General features: G+C 58.7%; 19 protein-coding genes. 16 read left to right on the top strand and 3 right to left on the bottom strand.

Annotated features, from left to right (window positions below; all coding sequences use genetic code 11):
* Window positions 1-76: 76 nt before the first annotated feature.
* Complete coding sequence (gene moaA, locus V1280_RS17995; RefSeq protein ID WP_334538345.1) at window positions 77-1,066, bottom strand: GTP 3',8-cyclase MoaA; 990 nt, start codon at window positions 1,064-1,066, stop codon at window positions 77-79.
* Between the two features lie 284 nt (window positions 1,067-1,350).
* Between moaA and V1280_RS17990 the strand changes: the two genes are divergently transcribed.
* From V1280_RS17990 to V1280_RS17960, 7 genes are all read left to right on the top strand, one after another.
* Window positions 1,351-3,552, top strand: a complete 2,202-nt coding sequence (locus tag V1280_RS17990; protein WP_334526643.1) for a molybdopterin-containing oxidoreductase family protein — start codon at window positions 1,351-1,353, stop codon at window positions 3,550-3,552.
* 310 nt (window positions 3,553-3,862) lie between these two features.
* A complete protein-coding gene (locus tag V1280_RS17985) occupies window positions 3,863-4,285 on the top strand; it encodes a VOC family protein (protein WP_334526641.1) in 423 nt (140 codons plus the stop codon).
* Between the two features lie 104 nt (window positions 4,286-4,389).
* Entirely contained in the window at window positions 4,390-5,334 is a 945-nt protein-coding gene (locus V1280_RS17980) for a 2-dehydropantoate 2-reductase (RefSeq protein WP_334526638.1), read from the top strand.
* 327 nt (window positions 5,335-5,661) lie between these two features.
* On the top strand, window positions 5,662-6,117 hold the full coding sequence (locus V1280_RS17975) for an SRPBCC family protein (protein WP_334526635.1): 456 nt from the start codon (window positions 5,662-5,664) through the stop codon (window positions 6,115-6,117).
* Window positions 6,118-6,686: 569 nt separating this feature from the next.
* A complete protein-coding gene (locus V1280_RS17970) occupies window positions 6,687-7,883 on the top strand; it encodes an adenylate/guanylate cyclase domain-containing protein (protein WP_334526632.1) in 1,197 nt (398 codons plus the stop codon).
* A gap of 82 nt (window positions 7,884-7,965) precedes the next feature.
* Window positions 7,966-9,042, top strand: a complete 1,077-nt coding sequence (locus tag V1280_RS17965) for a mandelate racemase/muconate lactonizing enzyme family protein (RefSeq protein WP_334526629.1) — start codon at window positions 7,966-7,968, stop codon at window positions 9,040-9,042.
* 411 nt (window positions 9,043-9,453) lie between these two features.
* Window positions 9,454-10,131 (top strand): glutathione S-transferase family protein, encoded by a 678-nt coding sequence (locus V1280_RS17960; protein WP_334526626.1) that lies wholly within the window; start codon window positions 9,454-9,456, stop codon window positions 10,129-10,131.
* Between the two features lie 268 nt (window positions 10,132-10,399).
* On the opposite strand, the gene V1280_RS17955 is transcribed toward V1280_RS17960, so the two are convergent.
* Both V1280_RS17955 and V1280_RS17950 read right to left on the bottom strand, forming a co-directional pair.
* On the bottom strand, window positions 10,400-11,050 hold the full coding sequence (locus V1280_RS17955; protein WP_334526624.1) for a DsbA family oxidoreductase: 651 nt from the start codon (window positions 11,048-11,050) through the stop codon (window positions 10,400-10,402).
* Between the two features lie 438 nt (window positions 11,051-11,488).
* Window positions 11,489-12,535 (bottom strand): D-cysteine desulfhydrase family protein, encoded by a 1,047-nt coding sequence (locus V1280_RS17950; protein WP_334526622.1) that lies wholly within the window; start codon window positions 12,533-12,535, stop codon window positions 11,489-11,491.
* A 521-nt stretch (window positions 12,536-13,056) separates the two neighbouring features.
* On the opposite strand from V1280_RS17950, the gene V1280_RS46820 reads away from it, so the two are divergent.
* From V1280_RS46820 to V1280_RS17910, 9 genes are all read left to right on the top strand, one after another.
* On the top strand, window positions 13,057-13,356 hold the full coding sequence (locus V1280_RS46820) for a ketopantoate reductase family protein (RefSeq protein ID WP_442895139.1): 300 nt from the start codon (window positions 13,057-13,059) through the stop codon (window positions 13,354-13,356).
* Window positions 13,357-13,390: 34 nt separating this feature from the next.
* Window positions 13,391-14,485, top strand: coding sequence for a mandelate racemase/muconate lactonizing enzyme family protein (locus V1280_RS17945; RefSeq protein WP_334526620.1), 1,095 nt, complete (start codon window positions 13,391-13,393; stop codon window positions 14,483-14,485).
* Window positions 14,486-14,514: 29 nt separating this feature from the next.
* Window positions 14,515-15,414, top strand: coding sequence for an N-acyl homoserine lactonase family protein (locus V1280_RS17940; protein WP_334526617.1), 900 nt, complete (start codon window positions 14,515-14,517; stop codon window positions 15,412-15,414).
* Window positions 15,415-15,755: 341 nt separating this feature from the next.
* Complete coding sequence (locus V1280_RS17935; protein WP_334526613.1) at window positions 15,756-17,465, top strand: PQQ-dependent dehydrogenase, methanol/ethanol family; 1,710 nt, start codon at window positions 15,756-15,758, stop codon at window positions 17,463-17,465.
* Between the two features lie 129 nt (window positions 17,466-17,594).
* On the top strand, window positions 17,595-18,812 hold the full coding sequence (locus V1280_RS17930) for a c-type cytochrome (RefSeq protein ID WP_334526611.1): 1,218 nt from the start codon (window positions 17,595-17,597) through the stop codon (window positions 18,810-18,812).
* A gap of 105 nt (window positions 18,813-18,917) precedes the next feature.
* The gene (locus V1280_RS17925; protein ID WP_334526608.1) at window positions 18,918-19,340 is read left to right on the top strand and encodes a VOC family protein; all 423 of its coding nucleotides are present in this window, start codon (window positions 18,918-18,920) and stop codon (window positions 19,338-19,340) included.
* Window positions 19,341-19,624: 284 nt separating this feature from the next.
* Complete coding sequence (locus V1280_RS17920) at window positions 19,625-20,467, top strand: oxidoreductase (protein ID WP_334526606.1); 843 nt, start codon at window positions 19,625-19,627, stop codon at window positions 20,465-20,467.
* A gap of 381 nt (window positions 20,468-20,848) precedes the next feature.
* Window positions 20,849-21,334 carry a (2Fe-2S)-binding protein gene (locus V1280_RS17915; protein WP_148776591.1) on the top strand — a complete coding sequence of 162 codons (486 nt, stop codon included), beginning with the start codon at window positions 20,849-20,851 and terminating at the stop codon, window positions 21,332-21,334.
* An 86-nt stretch (window positions 21,335-21,420) separates the two neighbouring features.
* Window positions 21,421-23,769, top strand: a complete 2,349-nt coding sequence (locus tag V1280_RS17910; RefSeq protein WP_334526602.1) for a xanthine dehydrogenase family protein molybdopterin-binding subunit — start codon at window positions 21,421-21,423, stop codon at window positions 23,767-23,769.
* Window positions 23,770-23,779 lie beyond the last annotated feature (10 nt).

Genomic DNA, 23,779 nt, shown 5'->3' with positions numbered 1-23,779 from the left:
ATCTACAGTCGCTGCAGTTCGCTGTAACCACATGGGGCATGGTCGTTCCTCATTCGAACGTCGTTTTCGCGGTAGATCAGCCGCCCGTCGCGGCCATGATTCGTGAAATCTTCTCCGGCTTCTCATTGAACTCGTGGCGCTCCGGCTTTAGGCTCATGGCCGAGCGAAGCGCGTCCACGATCTCGTCGTCGCTGGCGCCGCGACGCAAGAGTGGCCCGAAAGCCAACTGCTCACGCTGACCGAGACAGAGATACATTGTCCCATCGGCGGCCAGCCGCACACGATTGCACGTGGCGCAGAAATGTTCAGACAGCGGGGTGATAAAGCCGATGCTCAATCGTGCATCTGGCGTTTTCATGTACCGGGCAGGTCCGCCGCCGGGCACCTCGGCTGCGACGAGACCGCGTTCATGCTGCAGGCGTCGCCGGACAGGTTGGAGGTCGAGGTACTGGGCATTCCGGCCTGTCGTGCCCATCGGCATCGCTTCGATCAGGCGAAGAACAAAGCCCTGCTCGATGCAGAAATCCACCATCTCATCGATTTCATCGTCATTCACGCCCCGCATCGCGACCATATTGATCTTGATGGGCGCGAAGCCGGCCTGTTTGGCGGCCTCGAGGCCGGCCAAGATCTTGGCGAGGACATCGCGCCCGCAGATTGCGGCAACACGCTCAGCACGAAGAGAATCCAAGCTGACATTGATGCGCTGCACTCCGGCCTCTCGTAGAGGGGCGGCTAGGGCCTGCAAGCGGGTGGCATTGGTGCTCAACGATAGGTCGTCGATGCCTGGTATTGCCGCAAGTCTTGCTGCTAGATTTGGCAAGTCGCGTCGAACGAGTGGCTCTCCGCCCGTAAGGCGGATACGCTTCAGTCCACGAGGTGCCATAATCGAGATCAAGCGCTCGATCTCATCGAACCGTAGCCAAGAGGTTGGTTCCTGAAATCCGCGGAATCCGCTTGGAATGCAGTAAGTGCAGCGCAAGTCGCATCGGTCTGTGACTGAAAGCCGCAAATATTCAATGCGGCGCCCGAAAGTGTCAACCAGGAGTGGTGCTTGCGATCTCATATGATGCCGCTGCGCTTTCATGTCGACACGCAATGCGCACAACCAATGTGCCCGACCAAGGATCAACCGATGATCGGCCCCCAGGCGCAGGTTGGTGAAGTACCGGTGTAAATGAAAGGTCTGAGTCCGGACGGAAGGGAAAAGGCAAGCCGGCACCAAGAGAATCGAGGCAACCGGTACTCAATTCGATTGAGTCGTTGGCCTTAACTCGGGAAGGCCGTTCTTGGCGACCGTAAGTCCCAAGCGCAGATTTCCCTTAACCGGACGGTAGAAGGAATATGCCGATGTCTGCCAGCATCCAAACAACGAAGGTGAATACCAAGGAATTCTTTGGCGGTTGCCCCCACGATTGTCCTGACACCTGCGCAATGCTTTACACCGTGGAAGGCAACAAACTGGTCAACGTCCGCGGAAATCCCAAGCACCCGATCACGCGCGGCGGATTGTGCGTCAAGCTCAACGACTACGCGGACCGGCATTACAATGCAGATCGCGTGCTCTATCCCCTGAAACGCAACGGCCCCAAGGGCAGCCGTGCCTTCGTCCGGATCAGCTGGGAACAGGCGCTCGCGGAAATCGGAGATCGCTGGACGAAGATCATTTCGAACAATGGTGCAGAAGCCATTCTGCCAGTCAGCTATCTTGGCAACGAAGGCCTGGTGCAGGGTCTTACGGTCGGCGATGCCTTCTTCAACAGACTTGGCGCGACCGTTTGCGAGAAGACCTATTGTGCCTCGGGCTCGTCCACCGCTTGGCTCCTCACGGTCGGACCCACGAATGCGCTGGATCCAGAAAGCTTCGCTCACTCAAAATATATCATTATCTGGGGCTGCAATTCCCTCAGCACCAACCTGCATCATTGGCCCTTCGTGACCGAGGCGCGTCAAAAGGGTGCGAAGGTTGTTGTTATCGATCCGTACCGGTCGCGTACTGCCAAGCAGGCCGATTGGCATATCGCGCCGAAGCCCGGTACCGATGGCGCTCTCGCCATGGCGATGATCCAAACGTTGATCGCCGAAGATCTGGTCGATCACGATTATGTCGACAAATATGTTCTGGGCTATCCGGAGCTCAAGGAACATGCGGCAACCTGCACGCCGGAGTGGGCCGAGAAGATCACAGGTATCCGCGCTGACGACATACGAAAACTGGCGCGCGAATACGCGCAATCGCGCAACGCCTCGATCCGCATCGGTGTAGCGCTCGAGCGTACTGCGGGCGGCACCCAGGCCATCCGCGCTGTCATCGCGATTCCTGCCTTGACCGGCGCCTGGAAGGATGTTGCCGGTGGCATCTATCAAGCACCGCTGTGGGAATTCCCTGTGAACTTTGGTGCGATCTGCCGCCCCGACTGGATCAAGCCCGGCACGCGCGTGGTGAATCTGCTCAAGTTGGGCGAAGCGCTGCTTGGTGAGACCAAGCTTGATCCGCCGATCAACTCGATCATGGTCTACAACACAAATCCCGTGACCCAGGCGATGGATGTCGACAAGATCGTCCGAGGGCTCCAGCGCGATGACCTATTCACCGTTGTCGCGGATCATTTCATAAGCGACACTGCGGCTTACGCAGATATCATCTTGCCGGCGACGATGGCCGCCGAACACGATGACATGATGTTCTCCTGGGGACATTACTACCTCACACTCAATCAGAAGGCCATCGATCCGCCCGGTGAGGCTTGCTCGAATGCGGAAATTTTCCGCAGGCTCGCAAAGACAATGGGATTGACCGATCCGGAGTTCCTGAAATCGGATCTCGAGTTGGCCGAAAGCACGATCGACTGGACCGCGCCGCAGGTGGCGGGCGTCGATATGGATCTTCTGCGAAAGCAGGGCTTCGCCAAGTTGAACTTGGGTCCGGCGGATACGCGAACACCTCACGCTGAGGGAAATTTCAAGACGCCGTCGGGCAAATGTGAGATCCTGCTCACCGGCGCCACAAATTTCGTAGCACCGCCGTTTCGTCAACTCTACAACGAAATGCAAAGCGGCGAGCCCATCGAACCGCTTCCCGGCTATACCAGGCCCTATGAGAGTGCGGCTGACGAACCTGAACTTGCCAAGCTTTATCCTCTGAGCATCATAGCCCCGAAAAGCCACGCATTTCTCAATACCAACTACGCCAATGAACCCAAGAAGCGGAGACTGCAAGGGGATCAGTTCGTTCTCCTTAGTCCGCAGGACGCCGCTGAGCGTATGATCGAGCACGGCGACAAGGTGAAGGTGTACAACAGGACGGGCGGCTTCCACGGCGTCGCCCATATCACCGATGACGTTCAGGCCGGGCTGGTTGTTGCGACTGTCGGCTATTGGCGGACGCATAACGAAGAAGGTACCGTCAATAGCGTATCCGCAGCTCGGTTCGGTGGGATGGGCAACTGTCCTACATTCTCGGACAATCTCGTTCAGGTGGAGCGGATCGTAGGCAGGAATGCCGCACGGAGCATGTACGAGCCTGAGCCGGTCGCGTTGGTGAGAGCCTAGCCGTCTGACAACATGCGCTTGTGGGTCCGCAGCTTGATAGTTGTGGGCCTGCTGGCGGGAATGATCAGCATGACGCCAAACCTAACACAGCGTTAGAGGAAATATCGATTGCCCAAGGCTCGCAAAATTGTCTGATCTCCGACCGCTTGGCTTGAGATCGACCAACCAGCCAATGTTCCGTTAGAAGCAACAGTGTCTTTCCAGTAACGGCTCTTCAAGTCAGTGACAACTCGCACTAGCGTGAAAGCTTCGATCTGCGTATGCGTGGCTGCTCGCGCCGCAGGTTCGTGTGAGCGTCTGGAGAGCTGCAATGCAGGAGAACGTGCCGCTAACGATCGGTGTCGATCACGTAGGCCTTACCGTAAAGGATCTTGCACTGACGCGGAAGTTCTTTTGCGATTGCCTTGGTTGGCGGGTTGTTGGAGAGAATCCAAGCTATCCAGCAGCCTTCGTATCAGATGGGAATGCCATTGTAACGTTGTGGCAAGTCGAGGATCCGGGGACGTGCGTGCCGTTCGAGCGCCACCGTAATGTCGGTCTGCATCACCTTGCGTTGAAGGTTGTGGATCACAAGGCACTTGACGCATTGCACGAGCGTGTCGCGGCATGGCCTGGTAATGAGATTGAGTTTCCGCCGGAAAGGTCGGGCAAGGGTCCGAAATTCCACTTTATGATACGAGAGCCAGGCGGCATCCGGATTGAGTTTGCCTGCGTATCTCCCGCCACCGGTTAGCCGAGTTCCGGTTGGTGAACGCCGCCCCGCCGATCGGTCAAGTGCCTCTCTAGTGATGCCCCGTTCCGTCGTGCCGAGCCCGGCGTGTCAAAAGGAAGACCTTCGTGAGTAGTCCTAAGATTTTGGTTCTTGGTGCCGGGGGTATTGGCGGCTACTTTGGCGGCCGTCTGGCCGAAAGCGGTGCCGATGTCACGTTTCTCGTCCGGGAAGGACGGCGCAAAATCCTCTCCGAGCAAGGGCTACGGCTCGAGAGCCCATTCGGGGATGCGCAGTTGGCGGTGAAGACCGTGGTCGCGTCCGAAGTGGCACCGATTTTCGACGGAGTGATTCTAACCTGCAAGGCATACGACCTCGATGCGGCCATAGCGACGATCGCGCCGGCCGTGGCACCGAGCGGCTACGTCTTGCCATTTCTGAACGGTATTGCGCATATCGACCTCCTGAACCAAAGATTCGGTCAGCGCCGCGTACTCGGGGGTACTGCCAAGATTCAAGCGACCCTCACGCCGAGCGGCGCGATCCGCCAATTCAACGATTGGCGGACGCTCACTTTTGGCGAGCAATCTGGCCAGATGACGGAACGCGTGACAACGTTGGCTGCTCTATTCGCTGCTGCGAAGGGCGTCGAGGCCTTTGCGGTAACCGACATCGTGCAACGGATGTGGGAGAAAATCGTCCACCTCTCGACGGCTGCTGCGATGACCTGCCTGATGCGCGCGAATGTCGGCGAGATTGTCCGCACTCCCTATGGCCGTGAGCTTTTCCTCGAGCAGCTTCGGAGCGGTGCCGCGGTGGCAGCCGCCGGCGGCCACGCGCCTAGCGATAGCTTTATGAAAGTGTGGGAAGAGACGTTCTCGCAGCGGGAGTCGCAATACGCGACGTCGATGCTGCGCGACGTCGAACGCGGTGGGTCGACAGAGGTCGACCACATCCTGGGCTTCATGCTCAACAAGGCGATTGACGCTAACATTGAGCATCGCACATTGATGCTTGCCTATACGCACATCAAAGCTCTCGAGCAGAGACGCGCGGCAGGCCGTCTGCCCTGATCCGCTACAATAGCGCACGTGAACTGGACTGCGAGTCAGCTGGTACGCGCCGGAACATCGCATCGCATGAATAGATCGGTGAAGCGACAAAGGACCAATCGCCTTCGGCGATAAGATGATCGCGTTTATTCGTTTGACCTTCGCGAACACGGCTGATGAAGTTCAATGAGGGCGTCTATCACTACCGACATCAGTTGAGCAATGTTCTAACGCCGGCCATCACATGCAGATCTGCTTGGATCGCACGCCGTTGGGTCTGCGCGGCGGTTGGCTCGCTCGCATGTTGTCAGAGGGGTCCGACGGCCGCTTCATTGGAGGTTACGTCTTATGTCTATGACGATGGCCGGAGAGGTCCAACTCGCCGCGAACCGGGAAGCTGTGTGGGAGAAACTGAATGATCCGGATGTTCTGAAGATGTGCATTCCGGGCTGCGAAGAACTCGTGAGGTCGGCGGACAATCAGTTTAGTGCGATTGCAAAGATGAAGGTCGGCCCAGTCTCGGCGAGATTCAAGGGACGAGTCACTCTGAGCGATCTCGTTCCCCCGAGCAGCTACCGGATTGCGGGCGAAGGTGAGGGGGGAATCGCAGGATTCGCTAAGGGCGTAGCCACGGTCGCGTTAGTGGCGAACGAGGAAGGTACGTTGCTATCCTATGGCGTAGAGGCGCAGATAGGTGGGAAGCTGGCGCAGTTGGGTCAACGCTTGATCAGCGGGTCGGCAAAGAAGATCGCCGACGAGTTCTTTTCGCGCTTCGCAGATGTAGTCAAAGGCTCACCCCGCTAACTCTTCAGCGTATCTGCGCTCCGTCGCTCCTAATGGGCCTGCGGCGATCGTAAGGGCCGCGCCGGTCATTCGACTTCGGACACGGCCTTGCGGATGGCCCTCTCGAACGCCTCCGGCGGCTGGGCTGGCGCTCACGGTTAGCGATCGCCTGCTCACGCCCGACGTTGTTTCTGCGAGCCACGTTGGCGAACGGCTCTCACTCGCCGGCGGGATGCTTGGATTGAGTTCGAAGGGATGGAAATGGATGTCGGCGGTCAGTTGCTCTTCGTCGGCACACGCATGCGCCTCCGGCCGGACGCGCATGCGGGTTCGGAGACCGGCCGGAAGCACACCACCTAAAGCGAGGCGTATTGAAGTACGCTGGAGGGACATGGCAGAAGCGATTTGATCAAAGAACGAGCAGTGCTCCAGTGCCACTTGTCGATCACGTCGATAATGGGGAGGGCGCGGCATCCCTGCTGTGTCCTCTCCGCCCGTGAGGGCGCGATCGCTAAGAAGATTGCGGTTGGCCGATGCCGGCGTATGATGGCTCTTGTATTGTCGACCCCGATCTTGCCAAGGAGCGAGATATGAGCGCGCCGCCAAGCGGAGATCGAGGCGCCGCGTACAATGGCGTGATCCATTGGCTCACGAGCGAAACGCACGATCAGCGCTTCATCGACAATATCTTCGCTGAACTGTGCGTTCGGCTGCGTCTCGCGGGAATTCCTGTCAAACGCGCGGCACTCCACGTCTTGATGCAGCACCCCCAATGGCGCGGCGCCCGGATATTTTGGGCCGACGGGATGCGGGAGGCAACAATTACGCGGGTCGACTACGATGTTAGGGAGCGGCCCGAGTATATCGGCAGCCCAGTGCAGGAAATTCATAACGGTGCTGCCGAAGTGCGCGAGAACCTTGAAGGCGATCCTTCGCGGGGCCGTAAGCATAGCGCCTATGACGGGTGGCGCTCGGAGGGCCTGACCGACTACGTGGCGTGGCCGATGTACCACACGCTCGGCAAGCGGCACGTCGCGGCCTTTGCGACCGACGGTCCCGGTGGTTTCGACCAGGCTCATATCGCAAGCCTTTCCGGACTGTTACCAATCTTGGCCCTCGTCAGTGAAATCCGCATTAAGAACCGGCTGGCGCGAACACTGCTCGAAACCTATGTCGGCACGCACGCCGGTGAACTGATCCTAGCGGGCGCCACCAGGCGCGGTAGCGGGACAACCGTCCACGCCGCCGTCATGATTTGTGATTTGCGCGATTTTACGGGGATCTCCGACAATTGGCCGCGCGATGACGTCATCGATATTCTGAACAACTATTTCGATGCGATGTCGGAGCCAATCGCGCGGCATGGCGGCGAGATCCTGAAATTCATGGGCGACGGCCTGCTCGCCATCTTTCCGCTGAGCGCGCCACAGGCCTGCACAAATCTGTTGCATGCCGTGTCCGAAGCTCGCCAGGCGATGGCCGCCCTGAACGAAAAGAACAAGGAGACCGGGCGTATGCCGCTCGACTACGGCATCGGCGTACACGTAGGAGACGTTATGTTCGGCAATATTGGTTCGCGCACGCGGCTCGATTTCACCGTCATCGGCCCTGCCGTGAACATGGCGGCGCGCCTCGAAGCACTCACCAAGCAATTGGGGAGGACAGTGCTGCTGTCCCGGTCGTTCGCCGACCTCGTTGAAAGTGACTTCGGCCTTGAACGTGTCGGGAAATATCCGGTCCGCGGGTTTAGCGACCCTATCGAGCTTTTCACTTATCACGCCAGCTAAGGCCGCCGGATACGCGAGTGTCGCGCCGATTCCGGCCATTTCCGCGACGGCATCCCAGCATCCAGAGCCAGAGAGGAAGCTTATGAAAATCACGCGCCTGCGCACCCACGTCGCCCACCTGCCTGTCGCAAAGCCCTTTTCGACGGGAAGGTACGACGTGCGGTCAATCGACTGTGTGTGCGTATTTCTGGAGACGGACGAGGGTCTCGTTGGGGAGGGAATGTGTTATGTGACGAACGGGCGCCGACTAAAGGTGCTGCGGGAGATGATCGTGAGCCTCGAACATCTTGTCGTTGGTCTCGAACTCGGCCAGAGCGGCGGCTTTGTTCTCAACGCGTTCAATGATGTTCGTGCCTTTGGGCGGCAAGGGATTTCAGCTCTGGCGATTTCTGCCGTCGAGGAGGCGCTTTGGGACCTGCGAGGCAAGCAATTTGGCGTCAACGTTTCTTACATCCTGGGCGCCTGTCGAACTACCGTGCCCAGCTACGTGAACTCATTGTGGCTATCGGCAACGATCGACGAACTTCACAAGGAAGCAGAGGGCCTCGTGTGCCAGGGCTTTCGTGCGATCAAGATGCACGTAGGATTGCCGGATCCTGGCAAAGATGTGGAGCGTGTCAGGGCGGTTCGAGAGATGTTGGGTCCCGATGTCGTATTGCTGGTCGACGCAGCGCAACTGATTGCGTCGCCTGAGGCGTCTATCAAGCTTGCGCGGCGTATCGAAGAGTTCGATGTCGGTTGGTACGAAGAGCCCATCATGGGCAGTAATCCGCATTCAGAAGCGAAGATTGCCGCCGCTATCGATATCCCGGTCGCCACAGGTGAGTACACGTATAACCACCAAGGCATTTTTGAACTGCTGCAGCTCAAGGCTGCTGATATTCTGATGCCTGATCTGCAAAGGATGGGTGGACCGACCGAGTTCCTGAAAGCCGCAGCCATTTGCGAGGCATTCGATATCCCCGTGTCGTCCCATGTCTTCCCCCAAATGAGTCTCGCGCTCATGGCGTGCCTGCCCAACGCGAGCTACCATGAATACATCAATTGGTTTGATGCGCTCTACCAAGAGCCCCTGGTGAGGGACGAAAGAGGCGCGAGCATCGTGCCTAACAGGCCGGGTTGGGGCTTCGCCATCGACCCGTCCGTATTGACGGACTGATGCTCCAGGCGTTCATCCCTCACGCGCTGGCTGCAAACAAGCTCCATCGACCGGGGATGCCTTTGAGTTCATATGCTCCCCGTTCGTCGAATTTCAGTGTGGCCTTCGCTACGAGATCCGAGACGACGCGCGATACCAGGACTTCCTCGGGCCCGGCCGCCGCGTGGACTGCGATGCCCCCGATATCGTGCCCCTGACCTCGATTTCTCCGTATGCAGACTCGAACGCAGAGGCAAGCCAATCTGCTTGGCTGCAGCCGAAAAGCCAGCGCGCAACGTACAGAACGACTTGGTCCGTCGAAGGTGGCGACAATGTCGGGTAATCTAAAGAGGAGATATGGCCATCTCGAAAAAGCGTTTGATGATGGAGCTGGTCGGCGCCTAGCGTGATGTCGTTGTAAAGGGGAATAGAATGACTGGGATCGTCCTCTATGGTTTCGACGGCAGTACGTATGTCCGGACGGTCCGGATGCTGCTCGCAGAGAAAGGCGCGCAATACGAACAGGTGGCGGTGAATGTGCTCAAGGGCGAACCGCGCCAGTCCGAGCACATGGCCCGCCATCCGTTCGGTAAAGTGCCGGTGCTGGACCACGATGGCTTCCGCATCATCGAAACGGGCGCTATCGCGCCATATTTGGACGAGGTGCTGCCTGGCCCGTCGTTGACGCCGGATACTTCAAAGGACCGAGCGCGAATGCGCATGGCTATGGGCATCGTTGATTCCTATGGTTATGGCGCGCTGATCGCTGTCGCTGGATATCACTTGTTTCCCGATTTGATCGGCGGGCCGGATGAGGAAGCGAGAAAGCATGCGATTGTTAGCAGCCGTCGTGTTCTGCAGGAGCTTATGAAAATTCGTGGCGGTAGTGCCTTTATTGCGGGTGAGCGTCCCTCACTCGGTGATCTCTATGCCGCTCCGATCTGTTGCCTCGTTTCGCTGACCCCGGATGCTAACGAAGTCTTCGCGGTGGACGGTTTCGCCAGGTGGTGGGAGCAGGTCCAAGTAATGCCGAGCTACCAGGCGACAGCGCCTCGGTTCGGTTGGGATTTGTTGTTTGCTGCAGCAGCGGCGGGTAGGGGCGTGAACTGAGGCGGGCGAGCCGACCTCAAAGGCTGCGCCGGATTTCGCGTACGCCGCGGTCGAGCTTCCGGCACAGCAGTGCTCGCAGCGTCACACCTTCAGCATGACCGACTTCAGCCGCGATCTGGTCGATGCTGGCTTAACTCGTCTTGAGCGAGTGCACGGCGCGCTCGATCCTGACGGACTCACGTGGCGATTTGCCCAGCACGACTTGCATCCGGCACGCCAGTGTGCGCTTGCTGATGGCGAGCGCCGCCGCGGCCGTACGGTGTACCGGTCAGGCGACTTCGGATACGGCCTTCCTGATGGCCTGCTCGAACGCCTCCGGCGGCTGGGCCCCTGTGATCAAGTAGCGATCGTTGACCACCACGGCCGGAACGCTGCTTATCCCCGCTCGCTGCCATTTTTCTTCGGCGTCGCGCACTTCGGGGGCGAAATGCCCTGAGGTGAGCACATCGCGCGCAGCGGTGCCATCGAGGCCAACAGACTCGGCGGCGGCGACGAGTACGCCGTAGTCAGCGGGATTCTGCATGTTGGTATGGTAGGCCGCGAGCAACGCGCGTTTCAGTTCTTCTTGTCGCCCCTCGATCTGGGCCCAGTGCAGCAGGCGGTGCGCGTCAAATGTGTTGTAGAACCGACTTTCGTCGGTGGTCACCATATCGAATCCCACTTGCGCGGCTAGAACGCGCTGGCGCTCACGGTTGGCGATAGCCTGCTCGCGCCCGACACCGTATTTGCGCGCCACGTTGTCGAAGCGGCTCTCACCCTCCGGCGGCATGGCCGGATTAAGTTCGAAGGGTTGAAAACGGATGTCGGCGGTCAGTCGTCCTTCGAAGCGCTTCATAGCCGCATCCAGGTTTCCCAGCCCAATCACGCACCAGGGGCATGACACATCAGATATGAAGTCGATCTTGATCGTTTCTGTCATGGAATTGTCGCTCACTGCTCGCGTTGTCAGGTTTGGCCGCGCGATGCGGCCCCTGAAGTCATGCGGTAGATAAGACGACTTGACCAACGGATTAACAACCGCTGGCGGGAAGACACACTTTCGCAGGTCGGTACAATCTAGCGGCACCGGCCGAACGCGATGGACGCTTGCGGGCGGACAGGAAGGCTATCAAACCGCTGATGCCAAGCGCGACCTCAAAACGTCCGACATTGCGCGCCGCGCAGGAACGCGCACACTGTTGATCTCCTGCACGGCTACGGAACAGAGCGCGAGTGTAGGATCTGATCCGCTTCCCAAGGGCATGCCAGTCTCAAATCTTGGAAAGTTTCGCCAAAGCTAAAACGCCCGCTCCGAGACGATGAGGTGCTCCGTGCCAAGCGTCATTGTAGAGTTCATGCTTGATGCAAGATGCGCTGCTCAGCTCAAATTCTCGTGGTCATCGCCGAGGAAATGGCTCGCGTAGGCGTAGAGGCCGGGACTGCCGCCCGTCATGATGAAGAGCACGTTGTCACCGGCCGCGTATTCTCCTGCGGAGATGTCCGCCAGCAAACCGGCGAACGCTTTCCCGCCGTAGACGGGATCGATCAGCAGGCCCTGGCGGCTCGCCATCAACCGTACCGCGTCGACCATTGCGGGAGTGGGAACGCCGTAGCCTTGACCTAACTGGTCTCCAGAGACCCTGACATCTTCGGGAGCCAGCGATGGGTCAAAACCCAAGAGAGCCAATGCGGCGTTGGCTTTCTCAACTGTCGCCGAATTGGCGCTCGCGGCGGACGCAAGTACCGAATGGGATCTCACCCGCGTCGTATCGAGCCTGAGCGCCCGATATCCCGCGACCAGGCCGGCCTGTGTTCCAGAACTCCCGTTGGGGACCACGATCGAGGTGAAATCGATGCCGAGATCGCTGGACTGAGCTTGGATTTCCAGGGCGCAGGCCACGTAGCCGAGGCTTCCGACCGCCGAGGACCCGCCGAGCGTAGCCACATAGGTGGTCCGACCCGTTCGACCAAGCTCCGCAGCTCGCGCGTTCGCAAAACGCGTCGAATCGCTTCCTGGAGGAAGATCGTGAATGCGGGCACCGAAAAGATCGTCGAGTAGGATGTTCCCATTCCGGTCATATTCGGGCCCCGCACGCGGGACCATGCGGGCAAGGACGACCTCGCACGCTAGGCCCAAGCGCGCCGCTGCGGCAGCAGCAAGGCGAGCGAAATTCGATTGCCGACCGCCGGTGGCAATAATCGTATCCGCGCCTTGCGCAGCAGCGTCGCCGAGCAGGAACTCAAGCTTCCGGAGCTTGTTGCCACCGCCGCCGAGCGACGTGAGGTCGTCGCGTTTGGCGTAGAGCCGAACACCTTTCAACGACGATGCCAGAGCATTTTCGATGCCGAAGAGGCGTTGAATCGGCGTCGGTCCCTCCAGCAGGTCACGGCGGGGCAAAAGACTCAGAGCTTGGGAAAGGGACATGATTACATCTCGGAAATGGCACGTCGCGCGTCGTGCAGCCTTATTTACTGAGTTCCTAGTAGCTCACCGCAAGGCCAATCGCCAGTGCGAGACAAAATCGCATCGATTTCTTTAGCTCATGTCGCCTCCGCAAGAACGTGAATGCACGCTATCCGGTGCACACTGTTTCGTTGAGCGACCGAGTGTGAGATCGACGTTGTAAGCTTGGAAGCGATAGATCTGTCCTATCATCGATTTTGCTTAGATAAAGCAGTCCATTTCCAGCTCGCTGACACGCGCGGGATGCGAGTTCGCAGGTTTTGACTTATGGCGCAGCCCGACGGTCTGCTCGCAATCTGCAGTCGAGATAGGTGCGATCTGAATTATTCGTTTTTCGGATCGACGTTGGGCCCTTACCAAGGAAACTCGGCCTTAAAAGAAGACTGGATCAACGCAGGGACACAGTCCTGAGTTCGTCAACAGTTCATCCACTTCCCGATTTTGACCGGACTAGGGAACCACCATGCGCATAGCGGTGATCGGTGCGGGAGGTTGTCGCGGTTGGGAACGCCCATGGTGCGGAGCTTCCGACGGACTATGCCGAGCGGCGTCTCGCGCTCACAGACGACGTGGCGCCCGACATGACGTCATCCATGCATGATCTGCACCGTGGCACGCCCTTGGACATCCGGGGGTTATCCGACGGGGTAGTCCATCTCGGTAATACCGTGGCAGCGGCGACGCCGCTTAACCGGGCCATTTCCGGTGTCTTCGCGCTATTTCAGGGCGGCGTGCTTGCCGCGTACGAGACAAGGTCAACGGAGAGCTCCGGTGCTACTTAATCAGGAGGCCGCGGACCGAGATATGAAGATTGCGATGATCGAGGTCATCGTAGTCGGTATCCCGTTCTCAGGGGGCAGTAAGTCAGCTGAATCGGCCTGGGGAAGAAAGAATGCCGGTAGCGCCGACTCATTGCTGGTCAAGGTAACGACCGAGGGCGGAATTATCGGCTGGGGCGAGGCGTTCGGCTTCACTGCAATTCCCGCTGTCAAAGCGGCGATAGAACAGGTTATCGCTCCCTTGTGTATCGGCCTCAGCGCGTTGAACATCGGATCGTTGATGCTCGACGTTCAGAAGCGCCTCCACATATTCGGGCGAAGCGGCGCCATCATGTTCGGGATTTCCGCGATCGATATTGCGCTATGGGATATCCTGGGAAAGGCAACCGGCCAACCCGTCCACCGGCTCTTGGGTGGCACGGCAGTATCCGAATTGACCTGCTATGCAAGTCTCGTTCGCTACACTGATCCGCAGCTTCTCGTCGCGAACGTCAACCGTGCTCTGGCCGATGGCTTCTCCCATGTGAAGCTCCATGAAATTACCGTGGATGCAGTTCGTGAGGCGCGAAAAGCTGCCGGCGATAACGTGGAAATCACGCTGGACGTCAACTGCCCATGGACCGTGCGCCAAGCCCTCGATATGAGTGCCAAGCTGCGACAGTTTAATCTGCGCTGGCTGGAAGAGCCCATTTGGCCCCCAGAGAACTTTGGTGGATTGGCTCGATTGCGTCGTGAGGGTGGAATACCCATTGCGGCAGGAGAAAATGCATCAACGTTGGTGGAGTTCCAGCAGATGCTTTCGGCTGGCGCGGTCGACTTCGTCCAACCCAGCCCGGCCAAGATGGGCGGCATCTCGGAACTTCAGAAAGTGTTCTCGCTTGCGGCGGCAAGTGCGACCACCGTGATGGTCCACTCATTCTATGACGGCCCCGGCTTGCTCGCGAGTGTACACGCAAGCGCCGCGCTAGGCTCGAAAGACGCTCTGGTGGAGTGGCGGTACTTTGACCTCGAGGCCCAGCTATATGGCGATGCAGTGCGGCCGAAGAATGGAACGATTACAGTTCCTCAAGGGCCTGGTCTGGGATTCGACCCTGATGCCGACGTAGTTCGGAGCTTCCGAGTCCGGAGTTGAGTTCTTTTCAGCGATCGATGGATAAAAACATGCTTCTCAGGCGCTACCTTGTTTACGCAGGTGTGTTGTCGCTCCTGGTACTAGCTGTCTCTGTGGGTACCAAGAATGTTTCTTCACGAGAGTTGCCGGACGCGAGTAGCGCTGATTTCGTAGAGAAGCTCTACAGGCTGGATTGCGGCCGCTCGCTTGCCAACGATGAATCGGTCTGGACGCCCGGTGAAAACCAGGGGCGCAGCATCGAGTTTTCATCGACCTGCTGGCTGGTTAAGCGCGGAAACCAGTGGTTGCTTTGGGATACTGGAGTGCCGGAGGCGACGATCAACGATCCGAACGGTTGGTCGACTTTACCGAAGCTCATCGTTTATCACCTGGACAAGACAGTAACGGGGCAGCTTGCGGAGATTGGTCTCAAGCCGTCCGACGTAACTCACGTCGCCATTTCGCACACTCACGGGGACCACATCGGCAATGTTGGCCTGTTTCCTGATGCCAGGATCCTAATGCAGCGAGCGGAGTATGAGTGGATACATGGAAGCAATGGGCCAAACGAAAACGTGAATCAGTTGATGGCGCTGGCGCGCCGCCTGCTTGGAAATCCCAAGGGTATGAGACTGATTGACGGAGATCTCGACGTATTCAATGACGGAAGTGTTACGCTCATATCCACACCGGGACATACACCCGGTAGCCAGTCGCTGCTCGTCCACCTGAGAAATTCCGGCTTCATCATGCTGTCAGGCGATGTAGTTCATTTCGAGGAGAATTTCGCCAAGAGCAGGGTTCCTTCGCTCAATACCGATAAGCGAGCATCCGTCGAATCGATGGACAAGATCAGGCAGATCATCAAGACCTACAATGCCACAATGTTCATCAATCACGACAAGAAGCAAACCGACGGCCTTAAGTTGCTGCCGGAATTCTATGACTGACTTGTTGCGAACCGCCAGCCCTTCAAACTCGCTGGCAGTTCCGCGATCGTTGATCGAAGGGTCAAAGCGTCGTTCCGCCGTCGAAGTAACGTTCACACGCACAACATGGCCGGCAGCATGCAAACGTATCGCGGGTGTGTACAGACCGGTCGTCCAGGTTTTTGGGGTGCGATTGGTCGGCCGATCCTGCCGTTGTTTCGCTTGACGGGACAGTGTCTTTCTAGCGGGAGATCTTCGAACCCGCAGCAATCGTCGTAAACTAGCGTGCTGAATCTGCGGCTGCGTCGGTACGCGCGTCGCCACTTGTCGACCCGGTGATAACATTGTCCAGGAGGAAACGAATGACGGGCAGAAAGTTCATTGCGGCTATTTCGATCGCCATCGGTGCGGCTGCCGCGGCGTCCGTTGTCGGTGCCAACGACTCGGTCGTCAAGGCTGTCGCCAATACCGATCAGTGGGCGATCGCCGGCCATGACTACGGCAATACGCGCTTCAGTCCTCTCAGTCAGATCAATGCGGACAACGCCAGCAAGCTGGCCCTGGCCTATTCGTTTTCGCTCGGTTCGCTGCGGTCGAACGAGTCGTCGCCGATCGTGATCGGAAACACGCTGTATGTCTCGACCTCATGGGGGCCGAAATATGTTTACGCGCTCGACGCCGCGACCGGCGCACGCAAGTGGACCTATGAGCCGGAGATTCCGGACGATGTGTTGCAATACGCCTGCTGCGACGTGGACAACCGCGGCGTCACCTTTGCGGATGGAAAGATTTTCGTTGGCCGGCTCGACGGCAAGTTGACGGCGCTCAACGCAGAGACAGGCAAGGAACTCTGGACGACTGAGGTCGTCGACTACAAGCAAGGCTCAGTCATCACTTCTCCTCCGCTGGTCGTGCGCGACAAGGTGATTACTGGCTTTGGTGGCGGCGAATATGGTGTTCGCGGTGCGCTTCAGGCGTTCGATTTGAACACCGGTAAGCAGGTCTGGAAAACATTCACCGTCCCGGCGCCGGGGGAGCCCGCAAGCGAAACCTGGAAAGGTGATACAGGATTGAGGGGCGGCGGAGTTCCGTGGCTGGTCGGCTCGTACGACGCCAAGACCGATACCGTCTATTGGGGTACCAGCAACGCGGGCCCGTGGAATACTAGCGTCCGTTCTACCGGCGACGGAAATTTCGGAAAACTGACAAATTTATACACGTCTTCCACGCTTGCGCTCGATCCGAATACTGGCAGGATCAAGTGGCATATTCAGAGTACACCGGCCGACGCGTGGGACTACGACGGCGTTAATGAGAATGTTCTGGCCGACCTGAGCATCGGCGGCACCACGGTTCCCGCTTTGATGAAAGCTGACCGCAACGGCTTCTTCTTCGTCGCCAATCGCGAAACCGGCAAGCTTCTTTCGGCCGAGAAGTTCGTCTTCGCCAATTGGGCGGAGAAGTGGGACGTCGCAACGTTGCGCGCTGTCGAGAATCCCGACAAACGCCCGGGGCCTGGCCATCCAGTCAAGGATATCTGCCCGAACGTGATCGGCGGCAAGAACTGGCAGCCGATGTCATTCAATCCGCAGACCGGGCTGGTCTATATTCCGTCCAACAATTTCTGCATGGACTTTTCAAACACCGATGTCTCGTATAAGCGCGGCCTGTTCTATCTGGGCGCCGATTTCCCAGCCAAAGAAGGTCCGGGAGGTTTCCTTGGTGAGTTGATGGCGTGGGACCCGGTCAACAACAAGAAGGTGTGGTCAATCAAGCAGGACCTGCCGTTCAATGGCGGTACGTTGACCACCGGTGGAAACCTGGTCTTCTACGGCAATCTGCACGGTGACTTCCACGCAATTGATGCCACAAACGGCAAAATCCTCTGGAAGAAGAACCTTGGTTCCGGCATCGGAGCTGGCCCCGTGACCTACGCTGTCGACGGCAAGCAATATGTCGCCGTCGTCGTTGGTCGTACGGCTTCCATTCCCGCATTCCTGGGAGAGATCGGAAAGAAGATGACTGCAGCTGCACCTGAAGGTGGCTCGCTCTTCGTATTTGCCGTTCAATAGCCAACCAATGGGGCATCGTCCGTCGCACCGGCGTCCTGTGTGACGGACGAAAAGGATCCTGATCGTCGAACGAGCCTGCAGAGCTGAGCTTCCGTTCCGTACATCGTGCACAACAAAGGGGAACCGTGGATGTCAGTGAACGTCACGGGCAACTTCAAGGTCTCATGCGGCAAACTCTACGTACTCCTGCGAGCGGGTCCTCTTGCGTTGATGGCTATTCTTGCGCCGGTTGGTGCGAGCTCAAGCGTCGATGCGGACGACATCAAGCCGCTACGTTTGTGCGCAGATCCGACTAATCTACCGTACTCCAGCGATGATGCTTCCGAGCCAGGATTCTACCTCGAGGTCGGTCAGGCGATTGGAAAGGCGCTGGGCCGTCCTGTGACTTACAATTGGTACAAGACCTATTTTGGCAAGCGCAGCGTGCGCGTCACCTTGCTGGGAAAGCAATGCGACGCAATGATGGGCTTGCCACTCTCCGACGACTTCATGGGGCCTGCGGTCATCTTCTCTCGAAAGATTTCAGAGCAGGCTTACGCTCTCGTCACCGCGAAAGAGCAAGTCGTCGGCAGCATTGAAGATCTGAGGGGGAAGCGGGTGGCCGTCCAGTACCAAACGACTCCACAAAACCTGCTCGCTCTTCGGGATGATATCGAAAAGGTCACCGTAATGAGCCCGGACGACGGCATGAAGGCGCTGGATCTCGGTACGGTGGAGGTCGCCTTTGTCTGGGGACCAACTGCCGGCTGGCTTGACAAGACGCAATACCAAAACCGCTACAAGATTCGCACCGTCGAAGGGAGGGGTTTATCTTGGGACGCCGCGATCGGATTTGCCAAAACCTCGGTAGAACTCCGCGATCAGGTCGATGCGGTCTTGCCGGGCCTCGATCAGACAATTGGTGATCTGGCCACAAAATATGGCCTGACAGGCGACACGTCGACCAGGCTCCTGGTATCCGAAAATTCGTCGAGCCTATTTGTCCTCCCGACAGCCGCGACAGAGGTCCCTTTTGCTGCGCACTCCCCTTCGGTCAATGTTATAGCGAAAGAATCGGAAGCGCATGCAGGTGACTCCGGCAGTACCGAGGCAGGCAGGGAAATCTTCAATTCAACGTGCGCTCATTGCCACGGGACCGACGCAGTGCAGGGCGAGCGTAGGATCGATCTCCGAAGATTGCAGCTTCGTTACGGCGAGAATGCGCGCTCGACGTTCTGGGCAACCGTCCGCGAGGGGCGTCCCGCGAAAGGCATGCCGGCCTGGAAAGACGTCTTTACCGACGAGGATCTCAACAACATATACGCCTATCTGACCACCGTGCAGGCCTCGGCCGGTTCCGCGAATTGAAGGGGTCCACCAGGAGTTCGGACCAAATTCGGTCGACCGGTGTGTTCGGCGACGGCCTGAATGAGAGATGCTTCACTAACGCGCGCGAGCGCCAGGAGATGAGCTATGCAGGATAATGTCCCGTTGACGGCCGGCGTCGATCACGTCGGACTTGCCGTAAAAGATCTAGCGCTTGCGCGTGGCTTCTTTTGTGATTGCCTTGGTTGGAGAGTTGTTGGCGAAAACCAGAATTATCCAGCGTCGTTCGTGTCGGACGGAAATGGGATCGTGACGCTCTGGCAGGTCGAAAACCCCGAGAAATGCGTCCCGTTCGACCGCCGTCGCAACATCGGTTTGCATCATCTCGCTCTGAAGGTTGTAGACCGCAGCGCGCTTGACGCATTGCACGCGCGTGTCGCGGCATGGCCCGGCATCGTGGTTGAGTTTGCGCCGGAACGATCTGGCAAGGGCCCGAAGGTGCACTTTATGGTGCGAGAGCCGGGCGGTACCCGGGTCGAGTTCGCTTGCGTTTCCCCTGCCGTCGGATAACGGGATTCGAATCGAGTCCAACGTAACGGGTCCATACGGTTGGCATATCGCTGCAACGATGATCAGGACCGGCGTCTTCCGAGGATGGTGAGCTTGATCGCCATTCTCGTGCTGTCGCGGGGCGCATTTCGTCTTCTCGGTGTCGCGTAGGAGATCGCGAGGTTGGTGGTCCGGGTAGGCGCTAGCAGTTATGGTGAGGGCCCCGACGAGTGTGAGGTTCATCGCTCGCGACAATACATACCTGCAGCGGGCAATCTGTGCCGCGCGCGACCACGGAGAAGTTTGTGACGACGCATGATAGGCGCAACATCTTGATTACCGGCGTTGGCTCCGGGTTGGGGAAAGCATTTGCAGCGGAGGCGCTTTCATCCGGACACTTGGTCGTAGGGACGGTGCGGAGCGAGGAGGCCAGGTTGGCCTTCGAGGCGACGCATCCGTCTCGAGCCCGGGCCTTGCTACTGGACGTCACCGATTTCGCGGCAATCGGTCCTGCTGTTGCGAAGGTTGAACGCGAAGTGGCTCCGATCGACATTCTCGTGAACAATGCCGGATACGGGCACGAAGGTATTCTCGAAGAGTCACCGCTGGAAGAACTTAAGCGTCAGTTCGACGTGAACGTATTCGGCGCAGTTGCGATGATGAAGGCTGTGCTGCCCTACATGCGCGAGAGGCGCCGCGGACATATCGTCAACGTCACCTCGATGGCCGGATACGTGGGTTTGGCGGGCATCGCCTATTACGCGGGCAGCAAGTTCGCCCTCGAGGGTATCTCGGAGGTGCTGGCGAAGGAAGTTCGTCACCTCGGCATCCGGGTAACTGCGATCGCGCCGGGCTCCTTCCGAACCGACTGGGCAGGGCGGTCGATGGTTCGGAGTCCGCGGAGCATAGCCGATTACGACTTACTCTTTGATCCTGTACGACAAGCCCGTGCGGAAAAGAGTGGAAAGCAATCTGGAGATCCTGCACGGGCCGCCCGAGCGCTGCTGAGGGTCGTGGAAGCCGAGGACCCGCCGGTGCATCTTCTGCTTGGTACCGATGCCCTGAAGCTGGTCCGCCAAAAGCTGGAATCGCTTCAGCACGAGATCGATGCTTGGGAATCGATAACGCGATCGACTGAGTATGCATAGGATCTTGGAGGCGACATGCTCAAGCGGCAGACCTCGCGACATATCCGTCGGCCGGTCTTCGACAGTTGGAGCCGTTATTGAACAGTCTGGTACCACTGATTTCATATCGACCGGAGCTATGGCCGTCCTTTACGTTCGAATAAAACTCACGAACAGCTGCGACTGTTGTGGTGTAGAGCCGCGCTGACGTTTGCGAGGTTTTGGATGATGCGTGGACCCAGGCTGTATGTGCGAGGTGCTACGGTCTATCTGACACCTAACGTATTCGCGTTGCGACAGTGACGCAGCGATCTGACAGTTCGTATCCGCAAGCCAATGTGCGGACTTCCGTGCGCCATCTCGCGAGAGATGCCCGGAGGTGAACAAGAGGGAGGTCCGGGCGTGCCGACAGTCGATTTGACGATCAACGGGAAGGCTGTATCTGTAGACGTTGAGGATAGAGCCCTCCTTGTCCACGTCTTGCGCGAGACCCTCAATCTGACCGGCACCCATGTCGGCTGTGATACCAGCCAGTGCGGCGCCTGTGTCGTCCATGTCGACGGCCGAGCGGTAAAATCCTGTACCATGCTGGCGGGACAGGCCGTAGGCTGCGACGTCACTACAATCGAAGGCATTGCCAAGGGCGACGAGCTGCACCCGATGCAGGCTGCCTTCCGCGACAACCACGGCCTGCAGTGCGGCTACTGCACCCCGGGCATGATCATGTCGTCAATCGACATCGTGAACCGCCATGGCGGCAAACTGGACGAGGCGACGGTCCGGCACGAGCTTGAAGGCAACATCTGCCGCTGCACCGGATACCACAATATCGTCAAATCGGTGCTGGACGCGGCCGGCCGCATGAATGTCTCGCAGGCGGCGGAATAGCTGCCGCAGACCATCGGCTTGAATTGATGACCGCTGCGTTTCCATGGAAACCGCAGAAACAATAACTCCGGTCGGGAGGGCAGGACATGGGCGTTGAGGGCATTGGCGCAAGCGTCAAACGTAAGGAAGACCGCCGTTTTATTACCGGCAAGGGCCGCTACGTTGACGACATCAAGTTGGTGGGCCTGACACACGCGCATTTCATCCGCAGTCCACACGCGCATGCCAAGGTCAAGGGCATCGCGTTATCCGAAGCGGTGAAGATGCCCGGCGTGGTCGCGGTGCTCACCGGCCAGCAGATCGTCGATGACAAGGTCGGCAATTTGATTTGCGGCTGGGCCGTCACGTCGAAAGACGGCTCGCCGATGAAGATGGGGGCGTGGCCGGCGATGGCGCCGGAGACCGTGCGCTTCGTGGGGCAGGCGGTCGCTGTTGTGATCGCCGAAACCAAGAATCAGGCCAAGGACGCCGCGGAGGCCGTCGTCGTCGATTATGAAGAGCTTGAGGCCGTGCCTGATATCCCCGCCGCCATTAAGCAGGGCGCGCCGCAGTTGCATCCGGAGGCGCCGGGTAACGTGGTCTACGACTGGCATATCGGCGATGAGGCAGCAGTAAAAGGCGCGTTTGCCAAGGCGGCGAACGTGGTGGAAATGGACCTCACCAACAACCGCCTTGCGCCGAACCCGATGGAGCCGCGCTCAGCGATCGCCGACTACGAAGCGGCCGAAGAACACTACACGCTCTACACGACTTCGCAGAATCCTCACGTCGCCCGTCTCGTTCTGTCAGCCTTCTACAACATCGCGCCTGAGCACAAGCTGCGGGTCATTGCGCCTGACGTCGGCGGGGGCTTCGGTTCCAAGATCTACATCTATCCGGAAGAGATGGTGGCGCTGTGGGCGTCGAAGAAGGTCGGCCGCCCGGTGAAGTGGACCAGTGATCGGACCGAAGCCTTCCTCACAGACCACCATGGCCGCGACCATATCTCGAAGGCGGAGATGGCGTTCGACAAGGACAACAAGATCCTGGGGCTTCGCGTCAAGACCCACGCCAATTTCGGCGCCTACATGTCGCTGTTCTCGTCAGCGGTACCGACCTATCTCTATGCAACGCTGTTGTCCGGCCAGTACATGATCCCGGCCATCTATGCCGAGGTGATGGGTGTCTACACCAACACCACGCCGGTCGATGCCTACAGAGGTGCGGGGAGACCCGAGGCGAGCTATCTTCTGGAGCGCATGATGGAAACCGCGGCGCGTCAGTTGAAGGTCGATCCGACCGAATTGCGCCGCAAGAACTTCATCACGACGTTTCCGTATCAGACGCCTGTGATCATGGCTTATGACATCGGTGATTTCGGCGCTTCGCTCGACGCTGCGATAAAAGCGATCAATTACGCTGGCTTCGCGAGCCGCAAAGCCAAAGCCAAGTCGGAAGGCAAGCTGCGCGGCATCGGCGTCTCCTGCTACATCGAGGCCTGCGGCATCGCGCCGTCAAAGGCGGTCGGCAGCCTGGGCGCCGGCGTCGGCCTGTGGGAATCGGCCGAAGTCCGCGTCAATCCGGTCGGGACCATCGAGATCCTCACGGGATCGCACAGCCACGGCCAGGGGCATGAGACGACGTTCGCACAGTTGATTTCGGAGCGCTTGGGCGTCCCGATCAGCCAGGTACAGATCATCCACGGCGACACCGACAAGGTGCAGTTCGGTATGGGCACCTACGGTTCGCGCTCGCTCGCGGTCGGTGGGGCAGCCATCATCAAGGCGATGGAGAAGGTCGAGGCCAAGGCCAAGAAGATCGCAGCCCACGCGCTGGAGGCCTCCGAGGGCGACATCGTGATCGAGAACGGCGAGTTCAAGGTTGCCGGCACCGACAAGTCGATCGCGCTGCCGATGGTGGCGCTCGCCGCTTATACTGCGCACAACCTGCCTGACGGCATGGAGCCGGGCCTGAAAGAAACCGCTTTTTACGACCCGACCAACTTCACCTTCCCGGCCGGTACCTATATCTGCGAGCTCGAGGTCGATGCCAGCACTGGAAAGACTTCGTTCATCAACTTTGTCGCGGCAGATGATTTCGGCCGATTGATCAACCCGATGATCGTCGAGGGCCAGGTCCATGGCGGGCTCGCGCAAGGTATCGGCCAAGCGCTGCTCGAGCACGCCGTCTACGATACCAACGGGCAGCCGGTGACGGCGTCATTTATGGACTACGCCATGCCGCGCGCCGACGACCTGCCGTCGTTCCAGTTGAGCCACACCACCACGCTGTGTCCCGGCAATCCGCTCGGTGTCAAGGGTTGCGGCGAGGCCGGCGCGATCGGCGCATCTGCCGCTGTGATCAATGCGATCACGGATGCCATTGGCAACAACAAACTCGAAATGCCGGCGACGCCCAATCGGGTCTGGCATGCCATTCACGGCAAAGCGCGATAGGGAGCATTGC

This window comes from Bradyrhizobium sp. AZCC 2230 (assembly GCF_036924495.1).
Taxonomy (GTDB): domain Bacteria; phylum Pseudomonadota; class Alphaproteobacteria; order Rhizobiales; family Xanthobacteraceae; genus Bradyrhizobium; species Bradyrhizobium rifense.
The sequence above is the reverse complement of the archived record's forward strand: the minus strand, read 5'-3'. Positions and strand labels throughout refer to the sequence as shown.